General features: G+C 66.8%; 22 protein-coding genes and 2 pseudogenes. 7 read left to right on the top strand and 17 right to left on the bottom strand.

Features of this window, described 5'->3' with window-relative positions; genetic code table 11:
• Nucleotides 1-82: 82 nt before the first annotated feature.
• The gene (locus tag LWP59_RS38295; RefSeq protein WP_101440879.1) at nt 83-373 is read right to left on the bottom strand and encodes a transposase; all 291 of its coding nucleotides are present in this window, start codon (nt 371-373) and stop codon (nt 83-85) included.
• 447 nt (nt 374-820) lie between these two features.
• On the opposite strand from LWP59_RS38295, the gene LWP59_RS41345 reads away from it, so the two are divergent.
• From LWP59_RS41345 to LWP59_RS38285, 4 genes are all read left to right on the top strand, one after another.
• Nucleotides 821-1,201 (top strand): hypothetical protein, encoded by a 381-nt coding sequence (locus LWP59_RS41345; RefSeq protein WP_407653136.1) that lies wholly within the window; start codon nt 821-823, stop codon nt 1,199-1,201.
• A gap of 198 nt (nt 1,202-1,399) precedes the next feature.
• Complete coding sequence (locus LWP59_RS41340) at nt 1,400-1,621, top strand: group II intron maturase-specific domain-containing protein (protein WP_222425549.1); 222 nt, start codon at nt 1,400-1,402, stop codon at nt 1,619-1,621.
• Nucleotides 1,622-1,827: 206 nt separating this feature from the next.
• Nucleotides 1,828-2,184, top strand: coding sequence for an IS3 family transposase (locus tag LWP59_RS38290; protein ID WP_233921966.1), 357 nt, complete (start codon nt 1,828-1,830; stop codon nt 2,182-2,184).
• Nucleotides 2,185-2,219: 35 nt separating this feature from the next.
• Nucleotides 2,220-2,666, top strand: a complete 447-nt coding sequence (locus LWP59_RS38285) for an integrase core domain-containing protein (RefSeq protein ID WP_233921965.1) — start codon at nt 2,220-2,222, stop codon at nt 2,664-2,666.
• Here LWP59_RS38285 and LWP59_RS40845 read toward each other — a convergent pair.
• The 11 genes and pseudogenes from LWP59_RS40845 to LWP59_RS38230 form a co-directional block, all read right to left on the bottom strand.
• The gene (locus LWP59_RS40845; protein ID WP_233922008.1) at nt 2,614-3,132 is read right to left on the bottom strand and encodes a group II intron maturase-specific domain-containing protein; all 519 of its coding nucleotides are present in this window, start codon (nt 3,130-3,132) and stop codon (nt 2,614-2,616) included. The two genes, LWP59_RS38285 and LWP59_RS40845, sit on opposite strands and share 53 nt — an antisense overlap.
• A 138-nt stretch (nt 3,133-3,270) precedes the next feature.
• Nucleotides 3,271-4,253: pseudogene (locus LWP59_RS38275) on the bottom strand (reverse transcriptase domain-containing protein); the annotation flags it as partial.
• 637 nt (nt 4,254-4,890) lie between these two features.
• Entirely contained in the window at nt 4,891-5,745 is an 855-nt protein-coding gene (locus tag LWP59_RS38270) for an IS30 family transposase (RefSeq protein ID WP_144639129.1), read from the bottom strand.
• A gap of 2 nt (nt 5,746-5,747) precedes the next feature.
• Complete coding sequence (locus tag LWP59_RS38265) at nt 5,748-6,392, bottom strand: hypothetical protein (protein ID WP_229858588.1); 645 nt, start codon at nt 6,390-6,392, stop codon at nt 5,748-5,750.
• A 604-nt stretch (nt 6,393-6,996) separates the two neighbouring features.
• Nucleotides 6,997-7,260, bottom strand: coding sequence for a helix-turn-helix transcriptional regulator (locus LWP59_RS38260; protein WP_144639131.1), 264 nt, complete (start codon nt 7,258-7,260; stop codon nt 6,997-6,999).
• Nucleotides 7,261-7,267: 7 nt separating this feature from the next.
• Nucleotides 7,268-7,507 carry a hypothetical protein gene (locus LWP59_RS38255; protein ID WP_233921964.1) on the bottom strand — a complete coding sequence of 80 codons (240 nt, stop codon included), beginning with the start codon at nt 7,505-7,507 and terminating at the stop codon, nt 7,268-7,270.
• 13 nt (nt 7,508-7,520) lie between these two features.
• Nucleotides 7,521-7,934: a hypothetical protein gene (locus LWP59_RS40840; protein WP_308431799.1), complete on the bottom strand. Its 414-nt coding sequence runs from the start codon at nt 7,932-7,934 to the stop codon at nt 7,521-7,523.
• Nucleotides 7,935-7,987: 53 nt separating this feature from the next.
• Nucleotides 7,988-8,224, bottom strand: a complete 237-nt coding sequence (locus LWP59_RS38245) for a hypothetical protein (RefSeq protein WP_144639133.1) — start codon at nt 8,222-8,224, stop codon at nt 7,988-7,990.
• Nucleotides 8,221-8,592 carry a hypothetical protein gene (locus tag LWP59_RS38240; protein WP_144639135.1) on the bottom strand — a complete coding sequence of 124 codons (372 nt, stop codon included), beginning with the start codon at nt 8,590-8,592 and terminating at the stop codon, nt 8,221-8,223. The genes LWP59_RS38245 and LWP59_RS38240 overlap by 4 nt, the downstream gene beginning before the upstream one ends.
• Nucleotides 8,589-8,726 carry a hypothetical protein gene (locus LWP59_RS38235; protein WP_186383265.1) on the bottom strand — a complete coding sequence of 46 codons (138 nt, stop codon included), beginning with the start codon at nt 8,724-8,726 and terminating at the stop codon, nt 8,589-8,591. The genes LWP59_RS38240 and LWP59_RS38235 overlap by 4 nt, the downstream gene beginning before the upstream one ends.
• Complete coding sequence (locus tag LWP59_RS38230; RefSeq protein ID WP_144639137.1) at nt 8,723-8,983, bottom strand: hypothetical protein; 261 nt, start codon at nt 8,981-8,983, stop codon at nt 8,723-8,725. Before LWP59_RS38230 ends, LWP59_RS38235 begins: the two co-directional genes overlap by 4 nt.
• A gap of 256 nt (nt 8,984-9,239) precedes the next feature.
• On the opposite strand from LWP59_RS38230, the pseudogene LWP59_RS38225 reads away from it, so the two are divergent.
• A pseudogene (locus LWP59_RS38225) lies at nt 9,240-9,734 on the top strand (Scr1 family TA system antitoxin-like transcriptional regulator); the annotation flags it as partial.
• Nucleotides 9,735-9,776: 42 nt separating this feature from the next.
• On the opposite strand, the gene LWP59_RS38220 reads toward LWP59_RS38225, so the two are convergent.
• On the bottom strand, nt 9,777-11,060 hold the full coding sequence (locus LWP59_RS38220) for an IS256 family transposase (RefSeq protein ID WP_144639112.1): 1,284 nt from the start codon (nt 11,058-11,060) through the stop codon (nt 9,777-9,779).
• 112 nt (nt 11,061-11,172) lie between these two features.
• Here LWP59_RS38220 and LWP59_RS38215 point away from each other — a divergent pair, with 112 nt between their 5' ends.
• Nucleotides 11,173-11,592 carry a DUF5753 domain-containing protein gene (locus tag LWP59_RS38215; RefSeq protein ID WP_233459050.1) on the top strand — a complete coding sequence of 140 codons (420 nt, stop codon included), beginning with the start codon at nt 11,173-11,175 and terminating at the stop codon, nt 11,590-11,592.
• Nucleotide 11,593: 1 nt separating this feature from the next.
• Nucleotides 11,594-11,950: a DUF397 domain-containing protein gene (locus LWP59_RS38210; protein WP_144639139.1), complete on the top strand. Its 357-nt coding sequence runs from the start codon at nt 11,594-11,596 to the stop codon at nt 11,948-11,950.
• On the opposite strand, the gene LWP59_RS38205 is transcribed toward LWP59_RS38210, so the two are convergent.
• From LWP59_RS38205 to LWP59_RS38190, 4 genes are all read right to left on the bottom strand, one after another.
• Nucleotides 11,932-12,309 (bottom strand): Rieske 2Fe-2S domain-containing protein, encoded by a 378-nt coding sequence (locus LWP59_RS38205; protein ID WP_222425550.1) that lies wholly within the window; start codon nt 12,307-12,309, stop codon nt 11,932-11,934. The genes LWP59_RS38210 and LWP59_RS38205 overlap by 19 nt on opposite strands.
• A gap of 90 nt (nt 12,310-12,399) precedes the next feature.
• Entirely contained in the window at nt 12,400-13,257 is an 858-nt protein-coding gene (locus tag LWP59_RS38200) for an alpha/beta fold hydrolase (RefSeq protein WP_144639141.1), read from the bottom strand.
• A complete protein-coding gene (locus tag LWP59_RS38195; RefSeq protein ID WP_144639143.1) occupies nt 13,254-13,505 on the bottom strand; it encodes a class III extradiol ring-cleavage dioxygenase family protein in 252 nt (83 codons plus the stop codon). The genes LWP59_RS38200 and LWP59_RS38195 overlap by 4 nt, the downstream gene beginning before the upstream one ends.
• A 330-nt stretch (nt 13,506-13,835) precedes the next feature.
• Nucleotides 13,836-15,275: an aldehyde dehydrogenase gene (locus tag LWP59_RS38190; RefSeq protein ID WP_144639145.1), complete on the bottom strand. Its 1,440-nt coding sequence runs from the start codon at nt 15,273-15,275 to the stop codon at nt 13,836-13,838.

Genomic DNA, 15,275 nt, shown 5'->3' with positions numbered 1-15,275 from the left:
CCGGAACGGGACACGTTCAGGACCCGGCAGGCCACCGCGACGTCGATTCCGTCGGCGGCGAGTTCGTGGACCAGCGGGAACGTTACTTTGGGAGGATGTTCTCGCGCGCGAAGTAGGCGGCGGCCCGTTTCAGGATCTCGTTTTCCAGTTCGAGTTGCCGGTTTTTGCGGCGCAGCTCGGCCAGTTCCTTCTTTTCCGAGCTGGAGAGCCGGGTGGCCGAACCGTTTTCGTCGGTGTCGGCCTGGGCCATCCAGTTGCGCAGGCAGGACTGGCTGATGCCCAGATCTTTCGCCAGTGCGGCGACGGGTTTGTCGCCCAGCCGGGCCAGCTCGACGGCACGCTGACGGAACTCAGGCAGGTGTGGTGCAGGCACGAGAACATCCTCCTGGTGACCGGCGGTCACCTCAGTGAGGTGTCCGGACAACCGGGGGAAGCTCAAGGCCAACAAGGGTGCCCGCCGGGGTCGACAGTGTGTCGATCGAGGAATTCGAAGCCGACTTGCGGAACATCTCTACAAGGTCTGGAATCGGATGTCCTCGGGACGTACTTTCCGCCGCCCGTGCGGGCGGTGGAGATCCCGAAAACCGGTGGCGGAGTTCGTGTTCTGGGTGTTCCGACGGTTGCGGACAGGGTTGCGCAGACGGTGGTGGCCATGGAGATCGAGAAGCGGGTGGAGCCATGTTCCATCCCGACTCGTACGGTTATCGGCCGAAACGCTCGGCGCTGCACGCGGTCGCGGCGTGCCGGCGGCGGTGTTTGAAGCCGAGTGGTGCTCGACTTGGACATCTCGAAGTTCTTCGACACCGTGGATCACGAACTGATGATGAAGGCGTCCGGGCCAACACCGACTCAGCTTGGGTGGTGTTGTATGTGCAGCGGTGGCTGTCCGCGCCGCTGCAACGTTCGGATGGACGCTGGAACGACGGGACCGGGGAACCCTCAAGGGTCTGTGGTATCCCCGATTTTGGCGAACCTATTCATGCACTACGCCTTCGACGCGTGGATGGCTCGGAAGTTCCCGGGCGTCGCGTACGAGCGGTATTGTGGACGACGCCGTTGTGCACTGTGTCAGCGAGAAGCAAGCGCTGATGCTGCGCGACGCCATCACCAAGCGCCTGACCAAGGTCGGGCTGACGCTGCACCCGGACAAGACGAAAGTCGTGTACTGCCAGAACTGGAACCGGCGGACCGGCTCGTATGAGCACACGTCGTTCACGTTTCTGGGGTACGAGTTCCGGGCGCGGACGCGCGGGACAAAAACGGTCAGTTGTTCGGGTCGTTCCTGCCTGCGATCAGCAAAGAGGCCGAGAAGCGGATCAACCGCGAAGTGCGCGGTTGGCGGCTGCATCGGCATACCGACTGGACTCTGGGCCAGATCGCGTGATGGATCAACCCGATCGTGCGGGGCTGGTTGCAGTACTACGGCCGGTTCTATCGGTCGAAGCTGTATGCGCTGTGCAAACGCATCAACACCTACTTGGTGCGGTGGGCTCGGAAGAAGTATCGGCGGTTGCACGGGTTCAAGAAGGTCAATGCCTGGTGGAAAGCGTTGGGGCTGGGGTATCCCCGGCTGTTCGCGCACTGGCAATACACCCGTGGGTTCATGGCGACTGGATGGTAGGAGCCGTGTGACGAGAGATTGTCACGCACGGTTCTGTGAGAGCCCGGGGGTGCGATTCCCCCGGGCCACTCGACCCTCGGCGTACTTTGCTGCGATGCAGAAGAACCGGAACGGTTCGATCTGATGGTGAAGTACGCCGCCCCGACGAACCCGCCGAGACCGCCGGCGCCACCTCACCCAAGAACACACGATTCTCCGTGCGGCGCATGGCACGGCTGCTGGGTGTCTCGACATCCGGCTACTACGCGTACGTGAAACGCGCCAGGAGCACGGTGCTGATGCCGCGCCAGCAGCGGCGCGCGGATCTGACGGTGAAGATCCTGGACGTGCACGCCGGTTCCGATGGCACGTACGGGTCACCGCGGATCACCAGCGAGCTGCGGGACCGAGGCGAGACGGTGAACGAGAAGACCGTCGCGGCGATCATGGCGGAGATCGGGATCGAGGGCATCAGTCCGCGCACGTTCAAGGTGCGTACCACGGTGGCCGATCCGACGGCGTCGTTTCCGCCGGATCTGGTGCGGCGGCACTTCGACCAGGGCGGCTGGATGCGGTCTGGCTGACCGACATCACCTACCTGTCCTGCGGTGAGGGTGATATGTACTTGTGCGCGATCCGGGATGGGCATTCTCGCCGTGTGCTGGGGCACGTCGTGGCCGACCATATCGGCGCGGACATGGTGCGTCAGGCCATCGACGCGGCGGCGGCCTGCCGTGGCGGCGGTGTCGCCGGCACGGTGCTGCATTCCGATCGTGGCGGGGAGTTCACTGCGGCGTTGACCGCGAACGCCTGTGCCGCACATAAGCTGGAACGATCGATGGGTGATACCGGAATATGTTGGGATAACAGCCCTGCGGAATCGTTCTGGTCGACGTTCAAGCATGAGTACTACTACCGTCATACCTTTGCTACCAAGGCAGAAATTGTTGCTGCGGTTGACAATTGGATCGGACGGTACAACGATAGTCGACGTCACTCCGCGATCGGGATGCTCAGTCCTGTGTGTTACGAGCAGTCCCTGACAGGCGCAGCGAAAGCTGCTTGAAGACCTGTCCACTGTTCGGGGGGAACCTCAAACGACCTTGCTGTGCCTGAAGCAGGCGCATGGTCATGCGGTCGACCGGTGGGGGCGGTCCCTTGCGACGCCGCTGGGCCCAGTAGGACGCCAGCGCCGGGTCATCCGGAGACGCCCTGCCCTTGACCAACTGGTGCCGGGCGATCTTCGTCCAGGAGAACTTGAGCAGGTAGGCGCCGCTGTCGCGGTCGCCGAACACCCACCGGTCCTGCCTGGCCTTGTTGAACCGGCCGAAGTACTTGTCGGATATCCAGTGCTTCGGCTTGTTCGGGTGGCTGTGTTTGGCCCACTTGTAAGCGAGCGTCCACATGTGATTGTCCAGCGCGGTGAACACCTCGCTGGACACCACCGTCCGGTAATAGGCAGACCAGCCCCGCACGATCGGGTTGATCCTCTTGAGCACCGCACCCGCGTTGGCCCCTCTCAGGGCCAGCATCTCGGCGCTCAGCCGTTCCCGGATCCGTCGTTGAGCCGCTGCGCTCGGCTTGATCAGCAGCTTGCCGTGATAGCGGCGGACGTTGAATCCCAGGAAGTCAAACCCGCTGTCCGCGTGGACGATGCGCGTCTTGTCCTCGTGGAAGACGAGCCCTCTTGGTGCCAGCCATGCACTCAGCCGTTCCTTGACCTGTTCGGCTTGCTCACGGCTGGTGCACATCGCGACAAAATCATCTGCGTACCTCACCAGCACGGGGCTCCCGCTCTGCGCACTCCCAGCGTCTCTGCCGGTCGTGTAGTAGCGGACCCCTGCGGCTTCCTCCATCCCGTGCAGGGCCACGTTGAACAGCAACGGGCTGATCACCCCGCCTTGCGGAGTTCCCGCTTCGGTCGGAGCGAGCCGGCCTCGATCCACCGCCCCGGCCTTGAGCCACTGCCGGACCAGTCCCGGGCGGGGAAGGTACCGAGTGCGGTCATCAGCCGTTCATGGTTGATGTGGTCGAACGCCGCCGTCAGGTCCGCGTCGAGCACCCACACGCGCTGCGGGTTCTTCCCGTTGAGCGTGGAGTAGATGGCCCCGATCGCGTCGTGACAGCCGCGGCCGGGCCGGAAGCCGTACGACTTCGGCTCGAACCGCGCTTCCCACTCGGGTTCCAGTGCGCCCAGTGCCACCGCTTGCAGACACCGGTCAATGATCACCGGAATCCCGAGGCCGCGCTTCTTCGTGGTCCCTGGTTTGGGGATGAACACCCGCTTGACGGGCTTGGGAGTCCACGGTCGGGCACGGTGCTGGACCCAGTCGGCCAACTCGGCCTTGGACTGAGATAGAAGCACCACCTTCCCGTCGACTCCCGCAGTCGCTCGTCCCGCGTTGATTTCCGTGACCCGCCGCACGCTCAGCAGCGTGTTCGATCGGGACCGGAGCATCAGCTTCTGCAAGTTGCGGACCTTCTTGCGGTCCCCTGCCTGCGATGCCGTGAAGATCCTCTGCCGCAGACGCCGTACGTCTTCCTCGACCCGGTGCCAGTCGATCGACGCCCAGTCCAGGTCTTCGTCCTCGGGTCCGTTCACCGTCGCGACGGTCGGCGGGATGGTCGAGACCGCTCCGGCCGTGTCGGTCATGGTGTCCAACTTGTCTCTCGGTTCCGTCGTCTTTGTCCAGTGAGTCCGTACAAGCTCACCTGGCCCACGTCAGCACCCTTTCGGGTCCGGGCAGAACACCCGTATCCGGACGGTTATGCGGGGCGACCGGCGGAGAGGCTGGTCATCATGCCCGGGTTCCCGTTTCCTTTCGGCTTCCGGCATTGGCTTCTTGGGCCATCCTGTTCCCGCTGGGGAGTTGAGCCTTCCTCGCGGTCGGCCGACCGGGCCACGACGACCCGGACCTCAACGGGGTTTCCACGTTCCACACGAACGAGATGCGACCGGGGTGGGTGCTCCCTTTACCCCGAGGCGGCGGTGTCCACCTGGCCGGAGTGACCTCTGCCGGCCAGCGCCTGCCGCTTCTCAGCGGCCAGCCATGCACCCCGCTGGAACTTTCCATCGGCGGGGCTTGGGATCACGAGGCATCATCGGGAGTTCACTTGCGTTCACCCGTCCGGTCTTCCCCTTGCCGGTAGCTCCCGGATGGAACGGGAGCCCTTGGGCTTTCCCCTGAGCTTCGCATCACGCCGTTACCAGCATCGCACGTCAGAGGCGGGGACGGGTCGTACGGACACGGACCCGTGACTGCACCTACGGCCTTGCCATCAGCCGCCTCTCAATCGGTCAGTCCACTCAAATTCGTGCAACTTCGTGTCGCACAGTCGCCTTCCCAATGCCCGGGTTCGGCACGGTCAAGTACTTCGGCGGGCCGCTCGCTGATCAGCGCACCGGGGTCGACGAACCGGGTGACGCGCTGGTCCGGGCGGCGACGCTTGCGCCGGGCGCGTCGGCGGGTGCGCAGTTTCGTGGCGGCCTCGCGGTGCAGACCACCACGTTCGGGTCGATACAGGGCCTGGTAGATCGTCTCCGGGGCGACCTGCATCTCCGGGTCCTCGGCGAACTCGCGCCGCAACGTAGAGCTGATCTGTTCCGGACTCCAGCGCTGGTCGAGGCGCTGTTGCACGTACTCCCGCAGCTCGGTGTTGCGCCGCAGCTTGCCTTCCTTTGACCGGGCGCGACGCACCTGAGCGCGACGTTCGGCCTGATGGGGCCGGTAGTTCTCGGTCTTCGGGTCACGGTTGCGACGAATCTCGCGGCTGATCGTGCCCGGGTCGCGCTTGAGCTGGCGAGCGATCTGCCGGATCGAATGGCCGGCCAGCAGCAGGTCAGCGATGCTCACCCGTTCGTCCTCGGACAGAAACCGCGACGAGATAACCCGCGGCTGCTCGGTGATCGACGGGTAGGAGTAGGTCCGCCCCGCGCTGTCCGTTTCGGTCCGGCCGTAACGCCACCGCGTTCCAGTCCGCCGGTTGATCCCCACCTCTCGGCACGCCGCCGAGTTGCTCACGCCCTGATCCATGAGCTGAAGATATTGATCACGCTTGGCAGCCAATGGCTCAGGACCACGCTTACGGATGTTCCGGCGAAACCCAGTCACTGCAACACCTTTCAGGCTCGGCGTTGCAACCACCGCTAGAACCTAAGGCGGACAAGTGGGGCCAAAACTAGGCGGCAAAGACAGCTGTTCCAGTAGGGGTCGCTGTGCTGACGGGCGACGCGGACCCGAATGCCCAGGTCGTGCGTCAGCGCGGCGGCGGCGTTGGTGGGCAGGATCGCATGGATCACGACTTCTCCACGGGGATGGTCGAGGGTGAACGCCGTGTTGGCGTGTCCACGCCGGGCCAGCGCGGCGCGAACGGTCGCCTCCGCCAGTGCCGGTCTGCGGAGGTTGTCGGCTTCACAGCGCTGCCGTTGCGCACTCGGACAGTGATTTCGCGCCGTACACACGTTGCTGCCAAACACCCCGAACCGGTCGGGTTGGCCGAGAACGTAGGCCAACGCGCAGGAGTTGGTGTGGAACAACGGATAGCCGGGGCGGCGCTGGTGGGTTGCGTGGATGAAGTCCCAGAACGCTTGCGGGTACACGCATTCGGCTGCGGTGACGCCCGGCGTGGTGGCCAGTTCCGGCCACCGCTCGGCTAATCGGGGCAGCGCGGCGGGTTCCACCTTCAGACCGGCGGCCACGGTGCAGTGCGCGTACGTCGCTGCCCAGTCGAAGACCGCTTCCATCGTGCGCGTGGTCGCGGACTCCGGAAACGCGGGCCGCCAGTAGTGCACGACCGGTACACCAGCGTCGGGCCAGCCGGGGGAAGTTGGCCTTCAACTCCTCGTGCCGGATACCGCGTTCCAGGTCGCGCCCCAAGCCGGAATAGCTCAGGTACACGATCGTCCGTAGCCCGGCTTGCCGGGCCGTGGTCACCGCGTCGACCGTGTCATCGGGGATCGGGCACTTGGTTATCAGCACGATGGGGTTGGGGATCTTCCGGTCGACCAGCACGGCCAGCAGATCGGCGAGGTGCGCGCGGGAATTCGGCAGCGCCATCACATCGGTCCACGTGTACAGCGCGACCGGGCGATCCGGCGCGTAGTACGGCGATGCGGTGAGCAGGTCGACCGTCTCCGCTGGGCTGGCCAACTGCTCAGGTCGAACAGCGGTCTGCCCCCGCTCGTTCAAGAAGCAGTACGAGCAGACCTTCGGGCAGCCCTGGATAGGGTTCACCGCGATCCACGTAGCGTGCTGGTCGACGATCGCAGTCCATGTGCGACGCGAGTCATTAACCCGGCGCGTGACGACGCCGAGGCGGGTATTCATGGTCTCCACGCTCCTTGCCAGCCTTGTCGTTCCATGATTACCCAGGTGAGTGAATCTTGTACACGGAGTTTAGGTTCCGAGACCGACCGCCCCAGGCCCAACGGGCACCGTCGGCAACCCGGAGTTGGGATGCCGCAACAGCCCGTCCAGCTCTTCCAGCGTGATACCGAGCTTGAGGGCGAGGTCGGGGCGTTGCCACGGTTGGGGCTGCTGTTCGCCGCGTTCCCAGCGGCCGATCGTGGTGCGATCGACCCCCAGCGCCTCGGCCAGTCCCTCTTGGGTGTAGCCGACGACGACGCGCCGGTTGGCCAGCGGGCGCGATGATCGGGCCACGATTGGTTCACTCCTTCCTCTGGCCGTGACGGGCCGGGTTTGTGGTCGGCATGGGGCCGACGAGGCGTTCGCAGTCGGGGCACGATTGGTACGGCAGGGTGCTGCCCGCCCAGGGCGTCACGGGCGCTCCGCAGGCGGCCCACAGCACGATGACGCCGCCGAAGTCGGTGGCGCGTTGGTTGTCGGGGATGGCGTGGTAGAGCGGCCGGAACACTCCCGGCAGCCACGGCACACCGTCGGCCGACACGCCCAGCGCCGGTTCAGGCAGCCTCGTCGTCCTCGGGCGGTGTGGCCGCGTCCGGGTTGAACCACACCAGTCGGGCGCGGATGTGGCTACCGAGGTTGAAGAAGCGCAGCGCGTCCTCCGGCGCGCGTAGCCTGCCCTGCACGCCGCGCGCCACGATCTCGGCGTGGCCGTCGTCGAACGCGATGCCCCACGCGGCGATCCGCCCGTCCACGCGCTCGCCGTACTCCTGCACGATGGCGAACAGGCGGGGTGCCTCGTCGGCGACCATGTTTTCCAGGATCGCGGCGAATCCCGGTTCGTCGCTCAACGGCGTCAGCCCTGACGGGTCGGGAACGACCTGGTCCAGCAGGTGACGGTGTTTCGGCAGCTCACGCGCGGGTTCGGCGGCCTGTTGCTCGTCCGAGCGGGTCGGCGTTGCGGTGGTCATGACGTGCCTCCAATTGGTTGCCGGTTGTGGGCAGGGTCAGTGCGGGCATCGGGTCAGCCATCCATCTGCCAGCGCTGGTCGTCGGGGATCTGGGCGCCGTAGAGCACCAGGCAGGCGGGGCAGAACACGCGCGGCGCGGTGCGCTCGGCGTGCCGTGCGGGCACGGAGTGGTCACAGATGGCCTGGTAGAACGTGCGCCGCGGGTCGGCGAGCTGCGCGGTGGGAAAGGCGTGCCAGGTGGCGTCGTAGGCCGACATGAGCCAGTCCACGGCGAGGGGCGGGGTCGTCATCGGCCACCGCCTGGCTCGTCGGGCTCGCCTGAGGCGTCGGGTGCGGCGTAGGGGCGGAGCAGGTCGCCGGAGGGCGGATTGGCGCTGGTGAGCAGCCAGTCGAGGGCGTTGATGGCGTGACCGGAGTGGTGCTCGATCACCGGGCCGTGCTCGGTGGGGTTCTGGTAGTCGAAGGTGGCTTCGGCGCGGACGGCGTGGGCGAGTCCGTTGGGGCGCAGCGCGAGGTATTCCACGTATCCGGCGCGCACTCGCCACAGGCGGGTGCCGATCAGCTCGCCGTCGTCGGCCACGTCGGGCAGGGGACGGAACCCAGCGGAGCGCAGGCGTCTGCCCAGCTCGCGGGCGGCTCGCGCGGACAGCGGGCTCACGGCTGTCGCTCCTGGCGGGCGCGGCGGGCGGCGATCCGGCCGTCGACCCGCGCGTGGTAGATCGCGGCGATCAACCGGACGACGAACACCGTGGCCGCGATGACCAGCACGACGACCTGCCCGGCGGGACTCATGCGCTGGCCCGCACGGTCGGGACGGCGTGCTGGTGCTCCTCGCGTGTCGGGGGCTGGTCCAGCGCGAACACCGCGTCACGCAGCGCGGCGCGCAGGCGACCGGCCTGCAACGGCTCCAACACGGCGACCTCGCCGGGCGGGAAGACCAGCGCCACCCGGTCATCGTCGGTGGGCAGCACCAGGATTTCCCGGCGTCGGTCGGCGACATCCCGGCACGCCGCCACCCACTGACCAGGCTTGCGTCGCGTTCGCCACATGACCGCTCTCCGCTCGCCGCACCGATCCGCGCGGGTGCGGGTCGGCTGGTGGTACCGGCGAAGCCGGGCCAGGTCGGGGGTCCGGCCCGGCCCCGCCGGGGCTTCGGCGTCGGACAGCCGCAGCGCGGCTGCTCACCCGCGCGTTGGCGTCCCGTCCGCCTTGTGTACCGTCTCCATGTCGGCACCACCGTAACCTAGCTTGTATATATACAATGATCTATACATCCATTGGGTGGACCTGGTGTTATGTGACTCGATGGATGCGACACTGTGTGTGATCTGGCAGGCATACGGGAGGGCATCAGTGGCCGACCATCGCGCAGACCCGTCCGCGTTGCGTTTCCTGATCGGGCATGACCTGAAGGTCGCCCGTGAGCGCGCGAACCTGAAGCAGACCGAAGCGGCCAAGGTGCTCGGTTGCAGCCAGGCAAAGATCAATTACCTGGAGACCGGGAAGACACAGCAGAAACCCGACGAGGTCACCGCGTTGCTCCGGGCGTACGACGCGGACGTGGAGCACGTCGACCGCATGGCGTCGTTGGCGGCGCGTGCCGATCAGGGCACCTGGTGGGCACCGTTCAGCGACGTACTGCCCAACTGGTTCAAGATCTTCGTCGGGCTCGAAGGGCTCGCCGCCGCCGAGTTCTCCTACGAGTCGCTGTTGCTGCCCGGCCAACTTCAGACGCCTGACTACGCCGCCGCGCTGCTGGTGGGCAACCTCCGCGTCCCGCCGATGGACGCCCAGCAGGTCGTGCGCGCCGAGCAATTGTCAAGATCTGTGGATGAAGATCTTTTAGGCTGCTGCGGGTTGGGTGTGGTCGTCGGGTCGTTCGACGAGTTGTCCGTTCTCGAAGCGGGCTCCGGCGCGGACGAGCGCGACGAGGTGGGGTGCGTTCACCGCGCGCCAGCGGGCCTGTGCTGACTCAATGAGCTTGAACGCCATCGCGAGCCCGGCGGCGCGCGAGCCTGGCCCTTTGGTGACCTTGGTGCGGTGCCGCACGGTGGCGAAGGTCGACTCGATCGGGTTGGTGGTGCGCAGATGCACCCAGTGCTCGGCCGGAAAGTCGAAGAACGCGAGCAGCACGTCAATGTCCTCGGTGATCTTCGCGACCGCCTTGGGGAACTTCGCGCCGTAGGCGGCGTCGAAGGCCTTCACCGCGTCCAGCGCGTGCCGCTTGTCCTCGGCGTTCCAGATCTCCGCGAGGGCCTTCTTCGCACCGGGGTGCGCCGACTTCGGGAGAGCGGACAGCACATTGGCGATCTTGTGGAACCAGCAGCGCTGCTCGCGGGTTTCAGGGAACACCTCGCGCAGCGCGCCCCAGAACCCCAGCGCGCCGTCCCCGGCGGCCAGTACCGGGGCACGCATCCCGCGGCGCTTGCAGTCCCGAAGCAGATCCGCCCAAGACTCGGTGGACTCGCGGTAGCCATCGGCCAAGGCGACGAGTTCCTTGCGGCCGTCGGCGCGCACCCCGATCATCACCAGAAGACACAGTTTCGCCTCCTCCAGGCGGATGTTGACGTGGATCCCGTCTGCCCACAGATACACGAAGTCCACAGTGGACAGATCACGCTGGGCGAACGCGCGCTGCTCGGCCTTCCACTGCTCGGTCAGCTTCGTGATCACCGCCGACGACAAGCCCTTCGCCGAGCCCAGGAACTGCCCCAGCGCGGGCACGAAATCCCCGGATGACAGGCCGTGCAGGTAGAGCAGCGGCAGTACCTCGGTGATCTTCGGGGTCTTACGCGCCCACGGCGGCAGGATCGCCGAGGAGAACCGCATCCGCTCACCAGTCTCGGGATCGGTGCGCTTGTCGTTGACCCGCGGCGCCGTCACCTCGACCGCGCCCGCCGAGGTGAGCACCTCACGCGGCTGGTGGTAGCCGTTACGCACGACCAGGCGGTGGCCGCGCTCGTCACGCTCGCCGGCGAACCGCGCGATGTAGGCGTCCACCTCGGCCTGCAGAGCCTCGGCCAGCATCCGACACGCGCCCTCACGCACGATCTCATCAATCAACGACCGCGAGCCGACAGGAGCGCCGTCATCGCCAGCGGCAGGGTCAGGGACTACGGTGAGCATCGGGTCGTACCTTCCCGGCCGACGTTGGCGCGTCGGCCATGCTTGGAACCTTCAACCGGTCACCGGGAAGGTACGCCCCCTCCCGGCCATCCACAGATTCCAAGCATTGCTCGTGCGCGCCCGCATGGCGCGACAGCGGCTCACCGACGAGACCAACCCGCTGCGGTTCCGCGCCGTCATCGAGCAGTACGTCCTTGATCGTGTCGTCGGCGGCCCGCAGGTCATGCGGGCACAACTGGAACACCTGCTCACCCTGATGCAGCGCGACAACGTCGAACTACACGTCATGCCGGTCAACGTCGCCGTCCATGACGGGCTCGATGGGGACTTCCTGCTGCTGGACTTCGACGAAGCCCAAAGCATCGGCTACATCGAGTACCCCACCGGAGCCATCTACGTTCAGGACCAAGATCAAGTCGGGGCGTATACTTTGTCAGCCGACCGGCTGTGTGCCGCCGCGCTGTCGGTGTCCGATACCGCCGACGCCATCGCCGCGCGCATCGAGACCTTGACAACCAACTCGGAGGACTGAGATGACCCCCGCCGACCGCCTTGAGTGGCGGACCTCCACCCGCAGCAGCAACGGCGAGAACTGCGTCGAGGTCGCCCCGGCAGCCGAGGGCGTGGTTATCCGGCATAGCAAGCATCCCGCCGCAGGTACTATCACCTTCCCCTATCGCGCCTGGAGAGCCTTCGTCCGTGACGCCGCCGAAGATGGCTCCACCAGCGCGAATGGGGTCGCCTCCATCACCAAGGTCGGCAGCGACACCCTGGTCAGGTCGCTCACCACCGAGGTCGAGCTTCGCTTCGACGAAGGCGAGTGGTCCGCCTTCCTCGCCGGAGCCGCCGACGGTGAGTTCGACTTCACCCCTCAGCTCGCCATCGCCTGATCACCAACCAGGGGAGGCGGCGCGATCCCCGTACGAGAGCGGTCCATCGGCGCGCTCCTTGACCTGGTGTTCGGCAACGCCCGCGTTCCGGGCGGCGGGCCACGGTGGATCACCCTTCCGCCGTGGCCCTGGTTGCCGGAGTCCTTGCGGCACACCACCGCGCCGCGGTGGGTGCACGTATTGTGGAACACCCGGATCGCGCCGGACTTGACCGAGCGCACCATGAACACCGGCCGCCCGCCGACCGGACGGCGCACGTAGTCGCCCGGCCCGCGCACCTCGGACTCGTGGCCGACGTAGAGCCAGCTGTGGGCGAAGACCCGTTCCAGCTCCAGCGCGTGGATCGCCGGGGAGGTCATGCTGGAGCGGTGCACCCGGAACCGTCGCGCCTCCTCCTCGACCAGTCCGACGCCGGTACTGACGGTGGGTGGGGGCGGAGTCGGTGACCGTCATGACGCACCTTCCGGGTGGCTGTCGCCGAGGAAGCCGGCGACGAGGCGGGAGAACTCGTCCGCGCGCTCGATCTGGGTCCAGTGCCCGCAGCGGGCGAAGACGTGCAGGTCCGCGTTCGGGAGGAGCCCGGCCATGGTCCAGCTCACGTCGACCGGGATGACCTTGTCGTGCATGCCGTGCACCAGCAGGGTCGGCGCGGTGACGGCGCGGACGGCGTCCGCGTCGAGGGCCAGGTCGTTGCCGGAGTGGCGGGGGTCGAAGAACATGGACCGGTAGATCTCGTGCGCGTCGCCCGCGATACTCGCCTCGTAGCGGGCCTGCACCAGGTCGTCGCCGATGATCGACGGGTCGTGGGCGAAGTACGAGGTGAGCAGTTCCCGCATGTTCTCCGGTGACGGCTCGTATTTGCGTACCGCGGTGAGCCCCTCGGTGGGGCGCATACCGATCCCGGGCGTGCCCATCAGGACCATTCGGTCGAGGCGCCGCGGCTGGGTGATCGCGATGTGCAGGGAGATCAGCCCGCCCATCGAGTTGCCGACGAACGACGCGCGCGGCACGTCGAGCGCGTCCAGGAAGCCGATCATGTGCTCGAGCCAGGTGGCGACGCCGTAGCGGATATCGGCCGGTCCGCGGCTGGCGCCATAACCCACCATCTCCGGGGCCAGCACGCGGTAGTCCTGCGCGAGTACCGGCATGGTGAGCCGCCAGTTGGCCCAGGCGCTCACCCCCGGCCCGGATCCGTGCAGCAGCACGACGGTCCGCGCCCCGGATCCGGCCTCCAGGTAGCGGGTGCGGATCCCTCCGACGTCCACGAACTTCTCGGCCAGCACGGTGGCGGCCACGGTGGCGGTCATGCCTTGCTCCCCTCGAAGACGACGAAGCACTTGTTGGAGTTGAAGACCTCGGTCTCCACGAACGTCGACCAGGTGGGCCGGTGACCCAGTTCGGCCATCGCTCCGGCTAGGCAGAACCACAGCAGCATCTCCTGCTGGCCGAACCGCACGATGTCGTCGGCACTGGTCTTGAACCACGCCTCGTAGTCGCCCACCACCAGCGACTCGTAGAGCGGACCGGCGGCGCCTTGCCCTACCCGAGTTGCCACTGCGTATGGATGATCGGTCCCATGACCACAGCGGGCCAGGACCACCCCCAGCCACTGGACGGAGTGACGGAATCGTGGCCGACCATTTCGCCCGCCGACGAACTCGGCGCGTGATCACCCGCCCCCAAGGGGATCTGATCAAGGCACCTGGGTGTTGATCGCACTACGGTCGGCCGGTGGGAACGCAGCGGACAGCGTCCCCACCCTGGCAGCGCCCCGGCCTCGCCAGCCAGCGCGGTGTCACGTTGGAACAGTTGTACAGTCTGCTCCAGCCGCCGTCAGCCGCGGACTGTCGGGTGAGCACACCGGATCGGTTCGCAGTGGCGAGACCTACTCCGATTGGTTGATCTGTATGACGACAGCTTTGGGTTCGGTGAAGAATTCGCGGCTGAAGTTGCCGCCTTCGCGGCCGATGCCGGAGTCAGCGACACCGCCGAAGGGTGCACGCAGGTCGCGGACGAAGAAACAGTTCACCCACACTGTGCCGGCGTGCAGTGCGGCAGAAACGCGATGTGCTCGGTGCAGGTTGTCGGTGAACAGCATGGCGTTCAGGCCGTAATGGCTGTCGTTGGCCAGGGTGACCGCTTCGGCCTCGGTGTCGAATGGTATTACCACCGCGAGCGGCCCGAAGATTTCTTCCCTGCTGTGGCGGGCGTCTTGGCCAAGGTCGGTGACCACCGTGGGCCGCACGGTCCAGCCGTCGCCCAGTCCGCCGCTGAGGATCGTGCCGCCCTCGGATTCCACTGTCTCGACGTAGTCTCGTACCTTGGTGTAGTGCTCACGCGAGGCCAGTGGACCGATCTGGGTGGCTTCGTCGTTGGGGTCACCGATCATCATTGCCTCGGCCGCGGCGGTGAAACGTCGCAGGAACTCGGTGTAGACGTCGCGCTGCACGTACAGTCGGGAGCCCGCGAGGCACACCTGCCCGCTGTTGGTGAAGATGGCCTTGATGGACCAGTCCACGGCGGTGTCGAGGTTGGCGTCGGCGAACACCAGGTTGGCGCCTTTGCCGCCTAGTTCCAGGCTCACCGGGGTGAGGTTGCGTGCGGCGGCGGCGGCGATGATGCGACCGGTGCCGGACTCGCCGGTGAAGGTGATCCGGTCGACGTACGGGTGTTCGGTCAGGGCCTGGCCGGCGGAGTCGGGGCCGTAACCGTGCACCACGTTGAGCACGCCCGGTGGCAGCCCTGCCTCCAGGGCGAGGCGCGCTAGGATCGTGGCCGAGGCGGGGGTGTCTTCGGCGGGTTTGAGCACCACGGTGTTACCCCACGCGAGCGCGGGAGCGACCTTCCAGGTCTCCAGCATCAGCGGAAAGTTCCATGGCGCGATTGCCGCAACGACTCCGGCGGCTTCGAACCGGGTGTAGGTGTGGTGCCCCGAGTCCATCGGTAGTGTGTCCGCAGTGGACAGTCGGGCGTGGTCGGCGAAGAACCGGAAGTTCGCCGCCGCCCGTGGCACGTCGTTACCGCGGGACTGGCTGATTGGCTTGCCCATGTCCCGGGTGTCGGCCAGACCCAGCTCGTCGGCGTGGGCCTCGATCAGATCGGCCAGCCGGTGCAGGATCCGCGCCCGCTCGCCGTGCCCCATCCGCGGCCAGGGGCCTTCGTCGAACGCCCGCCGCGCCGCGGTCACCGCACGGTCGGCGTCGGTGGCGTCGCCGAGGGCGACCTCCGCCCACGGCTGGCGGAGGTAGGGGTCGACGGAGGCGAACGTCGCGTCGGAGGCCGACGTCACCTCGTCGCCGTCGATGATGTGCCCGAAGAACTCCAT

This window comes from Amycolatopsis acidiphila (assembly GCF_021391495.1).
In the GTDB taxonomy this organism is placed as follows: Bacteria; Actinomycetota; Actinomycetes; order Mycobacteriales; family Pseudonocardiaceae; genus Amycolatopsis_E; species Amycolatopsis_E acidiphila.
Note: the sequence above shows the minus strand (reverse complement) of the source record. Positions and strands in the feature narration are given on the sequence as shown.

Bases quoted from the DNA above. Each gene is read 5' to 3' on its own strand.
- LWP59_RS41345 (WP_407653136.1), top strand. From the start codon at position 821: ATGATGAAGGCGTCCGGGCCAACACCGACTCAGCTTGGGTGGTGTTGT.
- LWP59_RS38290 (WP_233921966.1), top strand. From the start codon at position 1,828: ATGGCACGGCTGCTGGGTGTCTCGACATCCGGCTACTACGCGTACGTG.
- LWP59_RS38285 (WP_233921965.1), top strand. From the start codon at position 2,220: ATGTACTTGTGCGCGATCCGGGATGGGCATTCTCGCCGTGTGCTGGGG.
- LWP59_RS40845 (WP_233922008.1), bottom strand. From the start codon at position 3,132: ATGCTGGCCCTGAGAGGGGCCAACGCGGGTGCGGTGCTCAAGAGGATC.
- LWP59_RS40840 (WP_308431799.1), bottom strand. From the start codon at position 7,934: ATGACCACCGCAACGCCGACCCGCTCGGACGAGCAACAGGCCGCCGAA.
- LWP59_RS38245 (WP_144639133.1), bottom strand. From the start codon at position 8,224: ATGACGACCCCGCCCCTCGCCGTGGACTGGCTCATGTCGGCCTACGAC.
- LWP59_RS38235 (WP_186383265.1), bottom strand. From the start codon at position 8,726: ATGAGTCCCGCCGGGCAGGTCGTCGTGCTGGTCATCGCGGCCACGGTG.
- LWP59_RS38230 (WP_144639137.1), bottom strand. From the start codon at position 8,983: ATGTGGCGAACGCGACGCAAGCCTGGTCAGTGGGTGGCGGCGTGCCGG.
- LWP59_RS38220 (WP_144639112.1), bottom strand. From the start codon at position 11,060: ATGCTCACCGTAGTCCCTGACCCTGCCGCTGGCGATGACGGCGCTCCT.
- LWP59_RS38210 (WP_144639139.1), top strand. From the start codon at position 11,594: ATGACCCCCGCCGACCGCCTTGAGTGGCGGACCTCCACCCGCAGCAGC.
- LWP59_RS38205 (WP_222425550.1), bottom strand. From the start codon at position 12,309: ATGACCTCCCCGGCGATCCACGCGCTGGAGCTGGAACGGGTCTTCGCC.
- LWP59_RS38200 (WP_144639141.1), bottom strand. From the start codon at position 13,257: ATGACCGCCACCGTGGCCGCCACCGTGCTGGCCGAGAAGTTCGTGGAC.
- LWP59_RS38190 (WP_144639145.1), bottom strand. From the start codon at position 15,275: ATGGAGTTCTTCGGGCACATCATCGACGGCGACGAGGTGACGTCGGCC.